The organism is Bdellovibrio sp. BIS2 (assembly GCF_055398295.1).
On the sequence record NZ_AP035879.1, the window covers coordinates 267,478 to 282,984 of the forward strand.

A 15,507-nucleotide genomic window follows, 5' to 3' on the forward strand; every position below is an offset into this window, starting at 1 on the left:
GGAGTTGAGCATGGCGAAAACTACAGCTCACGGCGACAACTATATTAATTTCGAAAAAGGCATCTGGTCCTGGCTGACTACTGTCGACCACAAACGTATCGGCCTGATGTACTTCATCACTGTTATGTTCTTCTTCCTTGTCGGTGGGATCATGGCTTTGTTGCTTCGTTTGGAACTTTTTGCTCCAAATGCGGCACCAAACGTGGGTCAGATTCTGGCAAACGGTGACGTTTACAACCAGGTGATGACGTATCACGGGGCGATCATGGTCTTCATGGTTATCGTTCCTGGTATCCCGGCGATTCTGGGTAACTTCTTCCTGCCTTTGCAAATCGGTGCGAAAGACGTGGCCTTCCCAAGAATCAACCTGCTGAGCTGGTACTGCTTCATGGCGGGTGCGGCTCTGGCGATTGCGACTTTCTTCACTACTAAGATCGACACTGGTTGGACGTTCTACACTCCTTATTCTATCAGAACGGGTACGGCGACAGCGATGATGGTTCTTGCAGCCTTCATTATGGGTATGTCCTCCATCCTGACAGGTCTGAACTTCATCGTGACTGTGCACAAGCTGAGAGCTCCTGGCATGACCATGCACCGTATGCCATTGTTCATCTGGTCTTTGTATGCAACAGCGATCCTTCAGATGCTGGCGACTCCGGTTTTGGGTATCACATTGCTTCTTCTGGCAGTGGAGAGATTCCTGGGTATCGGTATCTTCGATCCTAAACTGGGTGGTGACCCGGTATTGTTCCAGCACTTCTTCTGGTTCTACTCTCACCCTGCGGTTTACATCATGGTTATCCCGGCGATGGGTATCATCTCCGAGCTGATCACGACCTTCTCCAAAAAAGTCATCTTCGGTTACACGGCGATCGCATACTCTTCTTTGGGTATCGCGGCGGTGTCCTTCTTCGTTTGGGGTCACCACATGTTCGTGTCCGGTCAGTCTGAAACGACTGGTATCATCTTCTCCTTCCTGACAATGCTGGTTGGGGTTCCGACGGCGATCAAGATGTTCAACTGGGTGGCGACTTTCTATAAAGGTTCCGTGTCCTTCCAGTCTCCGATGCTTTACGCTTTGGGCTTCATGTTCCTGTTCGCCATCGGTGGTGTGACTGGTATCATGCTGGCGACTTTGCCAATCGACGTTCACTTCCACGATACCTACTTCGTGGTGGCTCACTTCCACTACGTAATGGTGGGTGGTACCTTGATGGCGTTGATGGGTGGTTACTTCTACTGGTTCCCGAAAATGTTCGGTAAGATGTACAACGAAACCACTGCTCGTATCTCTTTCGTGTTCATCTTCATCGGTTTCAACGTGACCTTCTTCCCTCAGTTCGTTCTGGGCGCAATGGGTATGCCTCGTCGTTACTTCGACTACATCCCGGCGTACGAGAATCTGAACAAGATCTCCACAGTGGGTTCTTGGTTGATCCTTATCGGTTTCCTGTTCGGTCTATACACAATCGTTCAGGGTCTGTTGAAAGGTGAAAAAGCTCCGATGAATCCTTGGGGCTCTAAAACTTTGGAGTGGCAGACTTCTTCTCCACCTCCACATGACAACTTCAGCGTTGAACCAGTAGTAACAGCGGGGCCTTATGAGTACAGATAATACAGCACACGGCGCTCACACAGCACACGTAGCTCACCACTTTAAAACGGCTGAGCAACAGTATTCCTCTGGTAAAGAGGGTATCTGGTTGTTCATGCTGACAGAGATCCTGATGTTCGGTGCGATTTTTGTCGGTTATGCTCTTTACCATAACGAGTATCCGGCGATGTTCGCTGAAGGTGCGAAGTCTCTTGATTGGAAAATGGGTTTCGTAAATACCCTGGTTCTGATCTTCTCCTCCTTCACAATGGCGATCTCGATTTCCTTCATCCAGAAGAATCAGCAGAAAAAAGCGGTCCTTGCCCTGGCAACGACTGTTCTTTGCGGCGCGATCTTCATGGTCATCAAGTACTTCGAATACCAGCATAAATTCCACCTGGGTCTGTTCCCGGGTAAATTCCTGGATGTTGCGAAAGTCGGCGCAGAACACGCAAACCTTGGTTTGTACTTCGGCTTCTACTACGTGATGACAGGTCTGCACGGTATCCACGTCTTGTTGGGTATGGGTCTGATCACTTGGTGTTTGATCCGCACAATGCGCGGTGATTTCCACAGCCAATACTGGATCGTTGTGGAAGGTGTTGGTTTGTTCTGGCACATCGTCGACTTGATCTGGATCTTCCTATTCCCTCTTCTGTATTTGGTGGGGTAACAAATGGCTCAACATAACGATAACAATCCGAATGTTCTTCATCCGCACATCACGCCACTGGCAACTTACTTCAAAGTTGCCCTGGCTTTGTTCGGTCTGACCTTCCTGACAATCATCGCGCACAACTTCAGAGCTGAATTGGGTGCGTTGGCGGCTCCGGTGGCGTTCCTGATTGCTTTGGTAAAAGCGACTCTGGTTTGCCTTTGGTTCATGCACTTGAAAGACGACACCAAGATGAATCGCTTTGTCTTTGCATCTGGTTTCTTCTTCCTGGCGCTTTTGTTCGTGATTTGCGCAATCGACATCGCGACACGCGTTCACGAAGTCAGCCCTCTATAAGATCATCGTGCTACGTATCTACGCGGATCTTACCAAGTTTGGCATAGTCGTTTTCTCAGTCCTTGCGGGACTGGCCGGCTATGCCACTGGTTTTCAGATCGAAAATCCCTTTGATTGGAAAATCTTCTTAGAAACCCTGTTGGGGATTTACTTCCTTAGCTCGGGTTCGCTTGCGCTGAATCAGGTTCAAGACTGGAAGATCGACCAAAAAATGCCTCGTACAGCCAAGCGTCCGATCCCTTCCGGTAAAATCAAGCCGGCAGCAGCGGGCATTCTGTCCGTGGGCCTTTTGCTGGTCGGTATGAACATGTTGTTCAAGCTGGAGCCGGTGGCCGGCTGGGTGGGTCTGTTCTGCGTGTTCCTTTACAACGGCCCTTATACTTTGTGGTGGAAGCGCCGTTGGGTGTTTGCGGCTGTGCCGGGTGCGATCCCGGGGGCTTTGCCGGTGACCATCGGTTATGCGGTGGCAAATCCCGATATCTTCAACTCTGAATCTCTGTATCTGTTCCTGATCATGTTCCTGTGGCAGATGCCGCACTTCTGGGTGCTGGCAATCCGTTACAAGGATGACTATGCGGCGGGCGGGATTCCGACGTTGCCGGTGGCCTTGGGGATGGAAAAAACCATGTTCCAGGTCGGCCTTTACACCTTCGTTTATGTCGGTGTGGCTTTGGCAGCACCTATGTTTGTTCACGCCAGTTGGATGTTTGTTTTGCTGACGTTCCCGTTTGTGTTCAAGGTCCTGCAAGAGTTCTATCGCTACTATAAGTCCAATGGGACTGAACGTTGGCTGGCCTTCTTTATGTGGCTCAACGTTTCGATGTTAGTCTTCATCATCATCCCGGTGATTGATAAATGGAACTTTCTCTTCATTCATCATAACTAAAAGAAAAGGCCCGTTTCCGGGCCTTTTTTATTTTTTGAACTCTTCGGGTGTATCCATCTGATTGAAGGGGTGGGCTTTCTTGAAAGCTTCCAACTTCAGGCAGTTGTTGTTGATTTTCACCAGGGTTGGGAACCTGGTGATGTCGGCTTTGTATCTTTGAGCTGTTAAAAGCTGCGGGATCAGGAAGATGTCGGCCATGGTGATTTCATCCCCGAAGCTGTAAGTTCCCGAGAACTCTTTCAGCGTTGTTTCAAGAACTTCCAACCCCTGATAGATCCAGTGCTGGGCCCATTCGTCTTTTTGGTCCTGGTCATAGCCATGTTTGTTGGTCAGGTACTTGAGTGTTTTCAGATTGGCCATCGGGTGCATGAAGGAATTGATCACTTCGCATACTTGGCGGATGCGGGCACGTTTGTAGGCATCTTTCGGCATCAGAGGTGTTTGTGGGAAGACCTCGTCCAGATATTCAATGATGGCAAAGGATTCCGGGATGATCTTGCCGTCGTGGATCAGCGTGGGTACGCCGCCCAGCGGGTTGATGGCTTTGTATTCGGGGGTCAGTTGTTCGCTCTTCAAAAGATTGATGGGTTTGTACTCAAAGGCCAGACCCTTGTGGTGCAAAGCCAGACGAACACGGTACGAAGTGGAGCTTCGAAAATAGTTGTAAAGTACTATCGAGGACATATACTGACTCCTATTGAGCCTCACATTTCATTCTGCTTTTGATTTTCAGTCAAAGGACTTTTCGATGCCCAATCGTTTTATCTTTTCTCTGCGTTTCTCTTCTAAAGTGTTTTTAAAGATGGCCGTCTTGGCGTTTGCCATGATCGTCTTCATGACTTTGTTCCGACTGAATCTCTATTTCCTGTCGGTGTTTCATGCGACCCCGGATGCGGCGTTTGTTGAAATTGCCCAGTCTTTCCTGGCGGGGTTTCGTTTTGATCTTTTGATCTTTGGATTCTTGTTCATTCCACTTTATTTCCTGGTGATGATTCAGGCGGTATTGCAGAAATGGCCGCGTGCAGGCTTTGTGTTTTATAAAGTCTATTTCACGACGGTTTGGTTTCTGATCTGTGCTCTGACGTTTGTGGACTTTTTCCATTTTGCGAAATACGGAAAGCGCATGCGCTTTGCTGATTACAGCTCCTGGAATTTGGAAGGCTGGCTTGAACAATTCAAGTCGCTGCCTCCGAATCAGTCCTGGATCTTCTGTATCATCACAGTTCTTTTGTTCAGCCTTGGATACATGCTGGTGAAAAGCCTTAAGTTCGGGGATTGGAAGGACGAGTATTCCCCGCAGGCCGGGTCGAAGTTTGAGATCCTGTGGCGGGTGTTGCTTCCATTGGTTCTGATTGTTTTGGCCGCTCGTGGAACCGTTGAAGCACATCATCTGGCTTTGGAGCACAGCGAGGTGTCGCTGGATAAGGTTATAAACGAGATGGCACTAAATGCTGTGTGGTGTTTTGATAAGTAATTCAAATTATGGGACTATTTGAGGGCTTAAATTAAGCCTTTAGGAGGATTTAAAATGAAAAAGTTGGCTCTAACAGTGATGGCTGCTTTGGGTATGATGTCGTCTGTTGCGATGGCAGATATTGATTACGGTTTGGAAGTGGGTATTCGTCAGCAGTCCGGTGAAGTGGATTCTGATCTGGCTTCTGTAAAATCCCAAATGGGCTTCCAGTTTGGTGCAACCGCTCATTTCCCGATCTCCGGTGCATGGCACATGCGCACGGGTCTGCTTTACACTCAAAGACCGGTGGTTGTTGAAAGTGATGTCACAGGTGATGAAAACAAGATCAGCATGAACTATCTGGATGTTCCTGTGGCCCTTATGTACAAATTTGAAGAATACGCAGGCGTGTTTGCCGGTGTATCTTTGGGTCTGAATCTGGACAGCGATGCGGAAGTCGGCAAAGTGAACGATGTCAAATCCCCACTGACTCCGATCATCTTTGGTGCAAGCTTCAAATTTGCTCCGCAGTTGGGTGCTACTTTGTATTATGAAACTGCCAGCGGTGATGCCGCAGACGGTTTGAAAAACTACCGCGCGGTGGGCGCGAACTTGCAGATCACTTTTGACTAAGATTTTTTGAAATAGGATTCGACGTGAAATTAGGTTCTCTTAAATCGTCTCAAAGCATGGATGGTGAATTGTGTGTGATCAGCCGCGACCTTAAAACCGCGGTGAAAGCCACAGCCATTGCCCCTTCCTTGCGTGAAGCGATGGAAAAATGGTCCGAGAAAGAAGCTTCCCTGAAGAAACTTTCTGACGACTTGAATGCGGGCAAAGCGGCAGGCGCTTTTGCCGTTAAAGAAGGTGACTTCCACTCTGCGCTTCCGCGCACATGGTTGTTCGCTGATGGTTCTGCCTTTATCTATCATATCAAGCTGGTGCGCATGGCGCGCAAAGCTCCGCTTCCAGAAACCTTGAGCACGGTTCCTCTGATGTATCAGGGCGAGTGTGGGCAGTTCCTGGCACCGACCGAAGACATCCCTCAGCGTGATTTCGCACACGGGACAGACTTTGAAGGTGAAGTGGGTGTGGTGACTGACTTTGTGCCAATGGGCGTGACCCCTGATGAGGCACTGAAATACATCCGTCTGTATGTCTTGATCAATGACGTGTCTTTGCGTGGATTGATCCCTGAAGAGCTGGCGGCGGGCTTTGGATTCTTCCAAAGTAAACCGGCATCAGCCTTGGCTCCGTTTGCCGTGACGGCAGACGAGCTGGGTGAGGCATTGAAAGACGGGCGCATTCATTTGCCACTCAATGTGAAGTACAATGGTGAATTCTTTGGTAAAGCCAATGCGGGCGCCATGCACTTCCACTTTGGACAGTTGATTGCTCACGCAGCAAAAACCCGCAATCTGGCGGCGGGTTCTGTGATCGGCAGTGGAACTGTTTCCAATGAAGATCACGCCAATGGTTCAAGCTGTCTGGCGGAAAAACGCATGATCGAGCAAATCGAGACCGGCGCGATTAAAACGCCATTTATGAAGTCCGGCGACACCGTTGAAATGGAAATGTTCAACGCCAAAGGTGAAAGCATCTTCGGACGAATCTTCCAGAAGGTGAAGGCCGTTTAAGCCTTCACCCTTCATTTCGGGCCCTTGTTTAAAGGGCCTGAATCACTCCGCACGCAATACGCGCACCCGAGTTTCCTGCCGGTTGGGATTTCAAATCATCCTTGTCCGCGTGAATAACCACCGCTTTACCAATGATGCTTTCAGCACCTGGTTTCATAGTCATGCCTTTGATCACCAGAGTTGTGATGGCTTTGGACTTGTTATCGGCAATCAGATTTCCCATATCACCGACATGGCGTCCATGACCGTCGTGACCCGCGTGAGATCCCTTGGTCGGATTGAAGTGGCCACCGGCTGAAGAAAAGTCCGCAGCAGAACAATCACCTTTTTCATGGATGTGGAATCCGTGAGGTCCCGGTTTGATGCCTTCAACCATCGTTTCGATTTTCATTTCGCCATCACCTTCGGTGAAGTGAATGATGCCTTTCAGTTTGGAACCTTTAATGGTTTTCAAAACTGCCTGGGCTTTTTGAGGAGCGGCTGTCGCCGTTGGGGTTGGAGTGGGTTCAGCAGGGGCAGGGGCTTCAGCCTTCTTGGATTTATGCATACAAGAAGTCATCGCAACGGCCAACAAACTGACAAGCAACATTTTCTTCATAGGGATCCCCTTTCAGTATTGTGCTGAATATTGTCACTGATCCCTGAGTTGATGTCATCAGCCATTCGCCAGATAGGCGATAATACCGACCACGATGAATGTGGTCAGATAGAAATAAATTACCACACGTCCTAAACGAATTTTCGGAGCCAGAATAGCTCTTGTTTCAAGAGTCGTCATAAAGACCTCCCTTTACTAGCCATTATTTTCTCATGGTTTTGTGTGCGCTCACCAATAGATAAAAGCTAATCCCCTCATAGAGAAAATCTTACGTCTTTTCCCCGTGATTTCGAGTTGGGGACGAATACAGAACTAAGTCCAGTTTTGAGAATGAAACCCCATTGAGAACGTCGGCATAGGGCATCAACCAGTGACCTGACTGAAAGCGACAGCCAAGCTTAAGAGGCAGAAGGAGTTCCCTATGATCAGTTTGTTTTTCTCTCTTCTAACCACGCTGTCTTTTGCTCAGCAAAAAGTGCAGGTGCAGACGTTCACTCCACAGGGCTTTGTAAAATCTGTTGAGCAAGTGCGAGTCGAATTCAATCAACCGATGGTTCGATTTGGCGAAATCAAACTGGATTCTCCGGTGCAGAGTTCGTGCTTTGATGCAAAAAAAGGACAGGGCCGCTGGATCGACACCCGGAACTGGGTGTTTGATTTCACTGAGCCCGTGGCTGGAGGACAATCTTGTGAAGTGAAGGTTCATGGTCAGATCTTCAGCTTCAACACAGGCGGCCCGCATATCAAAAATATCTTCCCGCAAACATATCGTGACATTGATCCCGAGCAAAGTTTTGTGGTCTTTGCCGACTCTCCGGTAAAAACAGAATCTCTGGCTGCGGGTGTTTACTTTGTGATTGAGGGTCTGGGGGATCGTGTCCCTGCGCAGGTGATCACAGGTGGGGAAGCGACAAAAACTTATCAGGCTGCCGAAAATGAATACAAGTACGAAAAAGAATTATTCAAAGGCGACTATGTCGTTCTGAAAGCACAGCGCCCTTTCCCGGCGGGTGCCAGAGTGAGCCTGGTATGGTCCAAGGCCGTGCAGTCACCATCCGGTCACACTTCGAAAGAAGATGAAGTGTATGAATTCAATGTGCGTGAGCCGTTTAAATTGTCTTTCAATTGCGATCGGGAGGCTGCGAACAGACCCTGTGTCCCTTTGATGGGGATGCGTCTGAATGCTTCAGCATCATTCCCGGCAAAGCTGGCACAGGAAATTTATATCCAGTCAGCCGACGGAAAAAAAATCAAAGCTGCGAATCTGGATGCCGCTGCGGGCGGAAAAGACAACGTCAGCTATTTGGAGTTTAAGGGCCCGTTTGTGGCCAACAGTCAGTACACTGTGGTGATTCCCGCAAAAATGAAGGACGAGGATGATCGCCTGTTGTCCAATCAATCCCAGTTCCCTTTGAAGGTAAAAACCGGCGAAGATCCATCGCTGCTGAAATTTGCCTCCACTTTCGGGGTGATCGAATCCGGTCCCGAGGCGGCCCTGGCGGTGACTTTGCGTCGCGTGGAAAAGTCTGTGGACACTCAGTTTGCGGGCTGGACAGGGCAGTTGAAGGCGAATGACTTTAAGTCCGTGATCAAGGCCTTGGGCGAAGTGATGCGAAACCCTTACGGTGAAGAAGCTTTGAAAAACTGGCAGGGGAAGGCCACACAGAAAATCAAAGTCGACAAGCCGGCAAAAGCCACAGACCTTGAGGTGGTGGGAATTCCGCTGAAGGCTTCTGGATTCTATGTGGTGGAAATGAAAAGCCCTCTGCTGGGACAGAACCTGCTGGATCAGAAAAAGCCATTCTATGTGCGTTCGGCCGGTCTTGTGACGAATATGTCTGTGCATGTGAAGCACACGCGCAATGAAGCCTGGGTGTGGGTGACGGAGCTTAAAACCACTAAAGTCGTCCCGGGTGCAAAGGTTTCCATCTTTGACAATGCCGGGAATGTTATTTCCAGTGCCACAACGGATGCGCGCGGATGGGCTTCCTTCAAGTTCGCAAAACCGGTGGATGACTGGGCGACGGATCCACAAAGCGGCTTTTACGGGGGCTTTTTTGCCATGGCGGAAAAAAGTGATGATTTCAGCTTCACCCATACCAGTTGGGACAAAGGCATCGAATCGTGGCGCTTCCAGATTCGTTCGGGCGACACGGATTCCCCTTGGCTGGGGCATGCGATTTTAGACCGCACACTTTTGAAACCTGAAGAAAAAATGTCAGCGAAAATTGTACTGCGCAAAACCAGCCTTTCGGGGTTTTCGTTGCCGACAGCAAATGAATGGCCGACCCGTCTGACGGTGGCGCACGATTCCGGATTGCAGACGTTCAAGCTGCCTTTGACCTGGAACAAACAAACGGGCGTAGCGTTGGTGACCTGGCCGGTGCCCGCTGGGGCGAAGCTGGGACGCTGGACCCTGACTTTGGAAAAAGACACGCCTTCAATCCAAATTGCTGTCGGTGACGTGGCTGTTGAAAACTTCCGCGTTCCATTGATGCAGGTAAGGCTGGATGGCACAAAACCGGTGTACGTGCAGGAAAAGAATATTCCCGTACAGGTGTCCGGAACATACTTTGCCGGCGGTCCTGCCGGGGACTTGCCAGTGAAGATGCGCTGGAATGTTGAGCCGGGCTATTTCTCGCCGCAAAATGAAGATTTCCAGGAGTATGCTTTTGCCAATGTAGCGGTCAGTGAGGGCCTGTTCCGTCAGGGCGAAGAAGAAATTCAGCGCCACGTCCCACAAAGTGGGACTCGTGATTTTAAGTTAAACAAGCAAGGCGTGGCCCAGGAATCAATCTCCGGGATTAAATATGCGGCCGCACCTCAGAATCTGCGTACGGAGATTGAATACAAGGACCCGAACGGAGAGATTCAATCACTCAGCCGCACCTTCCCTTTGTGGTCGTCGTCTCTGGTTTTGGGGATGAAGTCCCGCGGTTGGTCCGCGACTCCGGATAAAGTGGAGTTTGATGTTGTAGCCCTGGATCTGCAACAGCGTCCACTGAAAAATCAGAGTGTGCAGGTTGATCTGTATACCAGCCGTTACTACACCCACCGCAAGCGCCTGGTGGGGGGCTTTTATGCCTATGAAGATTTCCGGGAATATAAAAAAATAGGCGAGCTGTGCCGCGGGGTCACGGATGCCCAAGGCCAGTTCCTGTGTAAAGGAAAGACCAAGGCTTCGGGATCCGTGATTGCGGTGGTGTCCGGTAAGGATGCTCAAGGGCGCATAAGCTATAGTAACGTCACTCAGTGGATCATTCGCCCTGGGGAAAATCAGTGGTTTGGATCTGAAGACAATGATCGTGCGGATCTGATCCCGTTTAAGAAAACTTATGAGCCTGGCGAAACCGCAGAATTTCAGTTACGCACGCCCTTCCCGCAGACCAAAGTTCTGGTGACCGTAGAGCGCGATGGCATCCTTCACTCGGAAGTCGTCGATGTCAGCGGTGACAGCCCGGTGATTCGTGTGCCGATCAAAAAGGAATATGCTCCGAATGTGGTGGTATCAGCCTTTGCGATTCGCGGGCGACTGGCGGATCCAAAACCAACGGCGCTGGTGGATTTGGCGAAGCCTGCTTACAAGCTCGGTCTTGCACAAATCAAAGTCGGCTGGAAAGAAAACACTCTGAAAGTGTCGGTGGCTACGGACAAAAAGACCTACAGTGCCCGTCAGAAATCCCAAGTCACAATCAGCGTGAAAGACAGTCTGGGTCGACCGGCAGCCAAAGCGGAAGTGGCTTTGGTGGCTGTGGACGAAGGGCTGCTGGCTTTGCGGGACAATGATTCCTGGGATCTGCTGGGCTCCATGATGCGACTTCGTTCACACACGGTGCAGACAGCAACGTCACAGACGCAGGTGGTGGGTCGTCGCCACTTCGGTTTAAAAGCCGTACCTATCGGCGGTGACGGGGCGGGAGGTCTTCGCCGCGAACTGTTTGATACTCTGCTGTACTGGAACCCGAGTGTAAAACTAAACGCCAAAGGGGAGGCCAAGGTTGATATCAAGCTGAATGACTCCACCACGAGCTTCCGCATTGTGGCGGTGGCGCTGCAGGGGCAGGATCAGTTCGGCACCGGCTGGACATCCATTCAGTCTTCTCAGGAAGTCATGATTATGCCGGGCCTTTCTTCGGTCGTTCGCGACGGGGACGAATTCCAGGCGGGGTTCACAGTGCGCAATGCCTCGGATAAAATTCATGATCTGAATTTGACCCTCGCCGTGACTCCAAATGCGGGGACTCACCCGGCCCAGAAACTGCGCCTGGCAGCAGGCGAGGCAAAAGAGGTCTTTTGGAAGGTCAAAGTTCCGGCCGGTGCTTCCCAGCTTGAGTATATCTTAAGCGCCCGCACGGTTGATGGTCGCGCGGTGGATGAGATAAAAAAGACCCAGCAGATTCTTCCGGTGCGAGTGGCAAGAATTTATCAAAGTGAATTTGGCAACTGGCCGGACTTCAAAAAGCTTTCTTTGCAACAACCTGCCGGAGCGGATCAGGCAAAAAGCTCTATCGTTGTGGAACTGAACAGTTCCCTGGGTGGTTCGACGGAAGGCATTCGTGAGTTCTGGAAGAACTATATGTATTCCTGTCTTGAACAGCAGGTTTCAAGAGTCGTGTCTTTGAATGACAAAAAGGCCTGGCAGAAGCTGGAAGACAAGCTTGACACCTATTTGGATGGCAACGGGTTGTTGCGATATTTCCCGGGGAATGCAGTTTCTGGAAACGTGAACCTGACAGCTTATGTCTTGAATATTGCCCACGAGGCCGGCTTTACATTTAGTGATGAACATGAAAATCGCATGCTGGATGCGTTGAATGCCTACGCTGAAGGCCGTTTGCGTGAAAGTCAGGAATTCGATCGTGCCGACAGTGTTCTTAAAAAGATCACCGTCATGGAGACACTTTCCCGTTATCGCCGACTGAATATCGCAAGCATACCGACGATTGAATATTCGCCGAACCAATGGCCCATGTACACGTTGATTGAATGGTATCAGATTCATTTGTGGGAAAAAGAGGTGTCCGGTCGCGAACAGACTATGAAAGACATCGAGTCTGTCTTGCGCAACCGCTTTTACTTCTCCGCCAAGCGTTTGCAGTTCAAAGATGAGCGTTTGGAATCCATGCCATGGCTTATGCGTGACACAGAGAGCTCGGTCCTGCGCCTGATTCTGACCATGATGAAGCTTCCGCAATGGCAGTCCGATATTCCTCGCCTGTATCAGGGGGTATGGGGCCTGCAGCAAGAGGGGGCCTGGGCGTTGACTTCAGATAACGCCTGGGGCGCGATTGTGATGAGACGCCTGCAAGAACACTATGGCAAAGAAAAGGTCGAAGGGACATTCGTGGCCGAACTTGCCGGGGCTTCCGAGAAATACTCTTGGTCCAAGGGAAGCTCGGGTTCGTTAAGCCTTCCATGGCATCAGGACAAAGGCGAACTGAAGCTGGATCAGCAGGGCGCGGGTCGTCCGTGGATCACGGTGTCGGTGAAAGCCGCCGTTCCTGTGACCAAGCCGGTCTTTGCCGGATTTAACGTTGAAAAAATCATCACGCCTGTCGAACAGAAAGAAAAGGGCCGCTGGAGTGTCGGGGATGTCGCCAGGGTTCAGTTGAAAGTAAAAGCCAAAGCTTCGCAGACCTGGGTGGTGGTTGAAGATCCAGTCCCGACCGGGGCCAGTGTGATTCAGGCTTCTTATGCGACCTCGGTGGAAAGAAAGTCCGAGCTGATTCGTTTCTATCATTCCTGGTTCCCGCAGGATGAACAGGTGATGGAATACACATTGCGCTTCAATCAGTCAGGTACCTACGTACTGCCAGCACCGCGCGTGGAGGCGATGTACAGCCCGGATCTCTTTGCGGAACTGCCAGAATCCGTATGGAGTGTGCAATGAGAAAAAGACTGATCTGGGGACTTGTTGGGGCGGGAGTGCTGGGGCTGAGTGCAGGACTTGCAATTCTGGCCAGCGGGGTTCCGTCTTTGCCCTCTTATGAGTCGGTGAAAAAGTCCTATGTCAGTTCAGATTTATTTCTAGTGGATCGTAACGGAAAACCTTTACATCAATGGCGTCAGGATCTGAAAGAGCGCACTTTATTGTGGGCGGATCATAAAGACATTTCGCCGGCCATGATCGCGGCGCTGCTGAAATCGGAGGATAAAAATTTCTTCCGTCACTGGGGCGTGGATCCTGTGGCCATGGCGGCCTCGGTGTATCAGCGCAGTGTGAAGGATTCCCCGCGCGGGGCAAGCACGATCACCATGCAATTGGTGAAACTGCTTCATCCCCATAAGAAAACCTGGCAAGGGTTGGCTGGAAAAATGCGCCAGTCTGTGGCGGCGCTAAAACTTGAAAGCCAGTGGAGCAAAGACCAGATTCTGGAAAGCTATCTGAACCTGGTCAGCTTCCGTGGCGAGCTGCGGGGGGTGAACGCGGCGTCGTGGATGATGTTTGGAAAAAGTTCAGCGGATTTAAATCGTGTGGACTCAACACTTCTGTCCGTCCTGATTCGTTCGCCGAATTCTGAAACCGCACAATGGGAAAAACGCGCCTGCTGGCAGGAGCCGGATCTGTGCCCCAGCTTGAAGGACAGTATCAGTCGCATTCAGCCGCAAAAGATGATCACCCAGAATCAACAGGCCCTGCATCTTGCACAAAGATTTTCAAAAGAGGGGCGGCGCGGTCAGATTCAAACAACTCTGGATCGGGACTTGCAAAATTATATCCAGGAACAGATCACTTCCCAGATTCGCAGGCTTCAGGTGCAGAACGTGAATGATGCCGCGGTGATTGTGATTGAAAACCGCACGGGCGAAGTTTTCGCCTATGTCGGTGGATCTGGCGATCTTTCCAGTGCGCCTTATGTCGACGGAGTTCAGTCCTTGAGGCAGGCGGGATCGACGCTGAAGCCTTTCTTGTATGCGACAGCTTTTGAAAAGAATCTTTTAAAAGCCGAATCCTGGCTTGAGGATTCGGCCGTGGATATCGTCTTTGACCGGGGCGTGTACAAACCCCAGAACCATGACCGCCAGTTTTATGGCTGGGTGATGGTGAAGACCGCATTGGGATCGTCCTTGAATGTTCCGGCGGTAAAGACCTTCAAACTTTTAAACGATGATTCATTCTGGGGAAAGCTTAAGGCGTTGAATTTCAGAAATCTGGAAGAGCCTGAACACTACGGACCGGCCCTGGCTTTGGGGGTGGCGGATGTGACCTTGGAGGATCTGGCGCAAGGCTATCGAACCCTGGCCCAGGATGGTTTCTTGTCCTCGTTGAAATTTGAGCCTCTTCAGGAAACGGCCGAAGCTGTTGAGGTCTTTCAGGCAACCAGTGCGCGCGAGGTGAAAGAAATTCTGTCCGACAATCAGAACAGGGCTTTGGGGTTTGGACTGGATTCCGCCCTGGCGCTGCCGGGGGCGGCGGTAAAAACCGGAACCAGCAAGGACATGCGCGACAACTGGTGTGTGGGGATGAACGATCGTTTTACTGTGGGAGTGTGGGTTGGAAATTTCAGCGGTGAACCGATGTGGAATGTGATGGGAGTCAGTGGCGCCGCCCCGATCTGGAAGCGCACCATGATCTGGTTGCAGGATCACTATCCGTCTGAAACCAGACTGGCCGAAGCCGTTCCACCGCAGGAATCATCGCCGGAAGCTTATCCGGGGGCGCGCATCTTGTATCCTCAGGACGGCATGGTGCTGGCGCTGGATCCGGCAATTCCGCCGGGAAATCAAAAGATGCCTTTGCTGGTTGAAAATTCCTTAAAGAAGGATCTGTACTGGAAGATCAACGAAGACAAAAAAATAAAGGCGACCGATTCTTATTTGTGGTCGCCTTCGTTGGGTCGTCATCACTTTGTGCTTTATGAAGGTGACAGCAAAGTGGCCGAGGTCTCTGTTCTGGTAAAATAACTAGATGTCATAGTGGAACAAAACCGGAACCTGCATGTCCGGGTGAACGCTTTGTTTCACCGGGCAGGTCAGGGCGATTTCTTCCAGTTTTTTTCTGTAGTCATGCGGGATGCTTTGAGGCATGTGCAGCACCACATTCAGCTTCACGATACGGCGTGGGTTCACGCCCATTTCTTTTTCCACTTCAAAGCGCGCACCCTTTAGTTCCACACCGTCTTTGTCAGCGGCAATGGCCATCACAGTCATCATGCAACTGCCCATGGCAGCACCCACCAGGTCTGTCGGAGAAAAAGCTTCACCTTTGCCATTGTTGTCTTTGGGGGCGTCAGTTTCCAGTGCGGCACCGGACGGGCCGTGTTTGATTTCACTGTGTTTGTGACCTTGATAGACTCCGGACATTTTAACCATGGGGCAACTCC

At 50.7% G+C, this 15,507-nt stretch carries 13 protein-coding genes; 9 read left to right on the plus strand and 4 right to left on the minus strand.

The window, feature by feature from the left end:
• Positions 1-10 precede the first annotated feature (10 nt).
• From ctaD to cyoE, 4 genes are read left to right on the plus strand one after another with little or no spacing between them, the layout of a single operon-like run.
• On the plus strand, positions 11-1,618 hold the full coding sequence (gene ctaD, locus ACZ520_RS01325; protein WP_416479631.1) for a cytochrome c oxidase subunit I: 1,608 nt from the start codon (positions 11-13) through the stop codon (positions 1,616-1,618).
• Positions 1,605-2,270, plus strand: coding sequence for a cytochrome c oxidase subunit 3 family protein (locus ACZ520_RS01330; RefSeq protein ID WP_011162886.1), 666 nt, complete (start codon positions 1,605-1,607; stop codon positions 2,268-2,270). The genes ctaD and ACZ520_RS01330 overlap by 14 nt, the downstream gene beginning before the upstream one ends.
• 3 nt (positions 2,271-2,273) lie before the next feature.
• Positions 2,274-2,609: a cytochrome C oxidase subunit IV family protein gene (locus ACZ520_RS01335; RefSeq protein ID WP_374031790.1), complete on the plus strand. Its 336-nt coding sequence runs from the start codon at positions 2,274-2,276 to the stop codon at positions 2,607-2,609.
• A 7-nt stretch (positions 2,610-2,616) separates the two neighbouring features.
• Positions 2,617-3,495, plus strand: coding sequence for a heme o synthase (gene cyoE, locus ACZ520_RS01340; protein WP_038450612.1), 879 nt, complete (start codon positions 2,617-2,619; stop codon positions 3,493-3,495).
• A gap of 27 nt (positions 3,496-3,522) precedes the next feature.
• Here cyoE and maiA read toward each other — a convergent pair whose 3' ends face one another.
• Positions 3,523-4,179, minus strand: coding sequence for a maleylacetoacetate isomerase (gene maiA, locus ACZ520_RS01345; protein ID WP_374031791.1), 657 nt, complete (start codon positions 4,177-4,179; stop codon positions 3,523-3,525).
• Between the two features lie 64 nt (positions 4,180-4,243).
• Between maiA and ACZ520_RS01350 the strand changes: the two genes are divergently transcribed.
• The 3 genes from ACZ520_RS01350 to ACZ520_RS01360 are packed head-to-tail and all read left to right on the plus strand — an operon-like array spanning position 4,244 to position 6,585.
• Positions 4,244-4,969 (plus strand): LTA synthase family protein, encoded by a 726-nt coding sequence (locus tag ACZ520_RS01350; protein WP_374031792.1) that lies wholly within the window; start codon positions 4,244-4,246, stop codon positions 4,967-4,969.
• A gap of 54 nt (positions 4,970-5,023) precedes the next feature.
• A complete protein-coding gene (locus ACZ520_RS01355) occupies positions 5,024-5,581 on the plus strand; it encodes an outer membrane beta-barrel protein (RefSeq protein ID WP_416479629.1) in 558 nt (185 codons plus the stop codon).
• Between the two features lie 23 nt (positions 5,582-5,604).
• Entirely contained in the window at positions 5,605-6,585 is a 981-nt protein-coding gene (locus tag ACZ520_RS01360; RefSeq protein ID WP_088566523.1) for a fumarylacetoacetate hydrolase family protein, read from the plus strand.
• A 28-nt stretch (positions 6,586-6,613) separates the two neighbouring features.
• Here ACZ520_RS01360 and ACZ520_RS01365 read toward each other — a convergent pair whose 3' ends face one another.
• Together ACZ520_RS01365 and ACZ520_RS01370 are read right to left on the minus strand one after the other, a co-directional pair.
• Positions 6,614-7,183: a superoxide dismutase family protein gene (locus tag ACZ520_RS01365; RefSeq protein ID WP_374031794.1), complete on the minus strand. Its 570-nt coding sequence runs from the start codon at positions 7,181-7,183 to the stop codon at positions 6,614-6,616.
• A gap of 57 nt (positions 7,184-7,240) precedes the next feature.
• A complete protein-coding gene (locus ACZ520_RS01370; protein WP_015089486.1) occupies positions 7,241-7,363 on the minus strand; it encodes a hypothetical protein in 123 nt (40 codons plus the stop codon).
• 241 nt (positions 7,364-7,604) lie between these two features.
• On the opposite strand from ACZ520_RS01370, the gene ACZ520_RS01375 reads away from it, so the two are divergent.
• Positions 7,605-13,073: an alpha-2-macroglobulin family protein gene (locus ACZ520_RS01375; protein ID WP_464127168.1), complete on the plus strand. Its 5,469-nt coding sequence runs from the start codon at positions 7,605-7,607 to the stop codon at positions 13,071-13,073.
• A complete protein-coding gene (gene pbpC, locus ACZ520_RS01380) occupies positions 13,070-15,088 on the plus strand; it encodes a penicillin-binding protein 1C (protein WP_464127170.1) in 2,019 nt (672 codons plus the stop codon). The genes ACZ520_RS01375 and pbpC overlap by 4 nt, the downstream gene beginning before the upstream one ends.
• Here pbpC and ACZ520_RS01385 read toward each other — a convergent pair whose 3' ends face one another.
• Entirely contained in the window at positions 15,089-15,496 is a 408-nt protein-coding gene (locus tag ACZ520_RS01385) for an OsmC family protein (protein ID WP_464127172.1), read from the minus strand.
• Positions 15,497-15,507: the final 11 nt, after the last annotated feature.